The following is a 2,574-nucleotide window of genomic DNA, read 5'->3' as shown; positions in this document are numbered from 1 at the left end:
TTGTAGGTCTTACAGGCATCCCGCAGCCGTTCCAGCTGTTCCTGGGACAGCGCGTGCCGCGATCTGGCGCGATCCAGCCTTGGTGATTTGATCTTGAGCATGGGATTTTTGCGGATGATGTCCTCGACTGTCAGCCAGCTGAAAAAGCTGCGCAGAGTGTTGATGTGGGTCAGCAGGCTTCCGTCCCGGAGACCACGCGTCTCCGACAGATAGGAGATGTACTCCCGCAGATCATCTACAGTGATCTTGGTCACCGCCCGATCTACCTGCTCTGTGAAGACTCCCAGCGTGTACCGGTAGTTTTCGATCGTCTTGGCAGACAGGCCGTCGATCCTCTTTGCTGCCAAAAACGCAGAAACCCGCTTTTTCAGGCTTCCACGGCTGGATTCATCCTGTCTCGATATCCGGTATGGCTTCATCAGGTTTTGCGCCTGTTCTGGCGATAATCCCGCCTCTACGAGCGCGGTAATAAGCTCCTGTTTCGCATCCATGGCACTCGCTCCTTTCTTATCAAAAATATATCTAACTCACTAACCATAGTCAAATAAGGCGGACAAAAACCGCGCTTTGCAGAACGATCTGTACGCGCAATACGCCTATACTTTGCAAAATCCTGCCATAGAGGTTGATGATATTGCCATCTTTGATAATCCTCCGCTTACACAGATGGCGAAATTGGATTATCATACTTCGAATTATGTAGCCTCTGATACGATAAGGCCTAAAAATGCACCTCCGCTTGCCAGTGCAGATTCACATTGGTGGCAGATACTTACGTTTTGCAATTCACCGGGGCGGGCATTGCAGATTGCAACGGAGTGCTTCACAGGCCAAAAGAACGGACGGATGTTTTTGCGTACACGCCATGTTGATAATTACGATTTTACCCAGTGGCAGTCATGGCGTGAGGTTGCAACCTGTTATTGCGCGGACCTCGAGTGGAAACCTCTCCCGATGGTAAACGGATGGACAAATTCAAACAGTGACGGAGCTGCGGCATTAAGATACCGGAAGGGCGCAGATGGAAAAATCACCTATGTTACAGGAATTATCAAACTAGAAGATGCTTTGAGCGATGAGAACCAGATATTCGCATACCTTCCAGAGGGATATAGACCTAAGCAGCATTATTGGACAGGAGTATGTGTGGACAATAATAAAACTTTTTGGCCATACAGGATAGACCTGGATGGCCGCGTATACATCAACTCCCTCAATGCCAGTGCCCAAGCATCTGCGAAGGTCGGAATGTGGGTCAACTTGACTATTCCAATCTAAAAATAAAATGAAGAATAGTCCAATCGGATGGAGCTATTTCGCCAAAAAGCAAAACGGTGCTATAAATTTGTTGCAGCCAGCCGTGCTGTAATGGCACTGAATAGATCCATTTGTCCCGATGGTCATAGCCCCTAAACCCTTGTAGCTGCCATTGACATCTCTAAAAACGCCAGGAATAAATGAGTAATTTTTGGGTCTGAATCCGACAGGCAGCACGGCAATCTGAGCGCAGCACGCAATATCTGTTTTATCCGTCTTTTCGCATGCGATCGAGCCAATGACGATACCTTCTTGTGTTTTGCAGTAGTAACTTTCTATGTTTAAACCGTCCCATATCCATCTGCCAAACCCGGCCGCATAGGGTACATCATATCTTCTCGGCTGTTTGGCGGTTGCAAGGGTTGTCCATTCGCTCCATGCTGGGGATGGATAAGAGCCCCTGAAGAGCCTATAATGCCATTTTTCGTCTACCTCTCTTCCGGAAGTATTATGTGCAAAAAACAGCTGCACAGGGTCGATATTGCCAGTTAGCCTGTACGGCATAACAAGCAGGTTTCCGTACACTGCTCCTTCGGGGAGGTGTGTAGAACCGCCTCCACAGCCATAAAATCCCGGTTGGGTAATCGTATCAAGATCAAGTGGCAAAGCGTAGCCGTTGGTCATATTGCTGAGTGCATTCCAGGCATCGACTGGCGTTGCCTTGCCGGTACCTCCTCTAGAGACCGATATTATCTCTGTTTTGCTCACCTTATTTGACTATGGTTAGTGAGTTAGATATATTTTTGATAAGAAAGGAGCGAGTGCCATGGATGCGAAACAGGAGCTTATTACCGCGCTCGTAGAGGCGGGATTATCGCCAGAACAGGCGCAAAACCTGATGAAGCCATACCGGATATCGAGACAGGATGAATCCAGCCGTGGAAGCCTGAAAAAGCGGGTTTCTGCGTTTTTGGCAGCAAAGAGGATCGACGGCCTGTCTGCCAAGACGATCGAAAACTACCGGTACACGCTGGGAGTCTTCACAGAGCAGGTAGATCGGGCGGTGACCAAGATCACTGTAGATGATCTGCGGGAGTACATCTCCTATCTGTCGGAGACGCGTGGTCTCCGGGACGGAAGCCTGCTGACCCACATCAACACTCTGCGCAGCTTTTTCAGCTGGCTGACAGTCGAGGACATCATCCGCAAAAATCCCATGCTCAAGATCAAATCACCAAGGCTGGATCGCGCCAGATCGCGGCACGCGCTGTCCCAGGAACAGCTGGAACGGCTGCGGGATGCCTGTAAGACCTACAA

At 49.5% G+C, this 2,574-nt stretch carries 4 protein-coding genes; 2 read left to right on the top strand and 2 right to left on the bottom strand.

Annotated features, from left to right (window positions below):
• The coding region (locus tag D5269_RS17375; protein WP_158605084.1) for a phage integrase N-terminal SAM-like domain-containing protein at positions 1–491 on the bottom strand (491 nt) is incomplete at its 3' end.
• A 76-nt stretch (positions 492–567) separates the two neighbouring features.
• Between D5269_RS17375 and D5269_RS17370 the strand changes: the two genes are divergently transcribed.
• Positions 568–1,278 carry a hypothetical protein gene (locus D5269_RS17370; protein ID WP_166545236.1) on the top strand — a complete coding sequence of 237 codons (711 nt, stop codon included), beginning with the start codon at positions 568–570 and terminating at the stop codon, positions 1,276–1,278.
• Positions 1,279–1,311: 33 nt separating this feature from the next.
• Here the strand turns inward: D5269_RS17370 and D5269_RS17365 are convergent, their stop codons facing one another.
• On the bottom strand, positions 1,312–2,025 hold the full coding sequence (locus D5269_RS17365; RefSeq protein ID WP_147408076.1) for a pyocin knob domain-containing protein: 714 nt from the start codon (positions 2,023–2,025) through the stop codon (positions 1,312–1,314).
• 58 nt (positions 2,026–2,083) lie between these two features.
• Here D5269_RS17365 and D5269_RS17360 point away from each other — a divergent pair.
• On the top strand, positions 2,084–2,574 hold a 491-nt coding region (locus D5269_RS17360; protein WP_158605084.1), incomplete at its 3' end, for a phage integrase N-terminal SAM-like domain-containing protein.

This window comes from Anaerotruncus sp. 1XD42-93 (genome assembly GCF_009917605.1).
In the GTDB taxonomy this organism is placed as follows: domain Bacteria; phylum Bacillota; class Clostridia; order Oscillospirales; family Ruminococcaceae; genus Anaerotruncus.
This window is presented reverse-complemented; position numbering and strand designations above follow the sequence as displayed.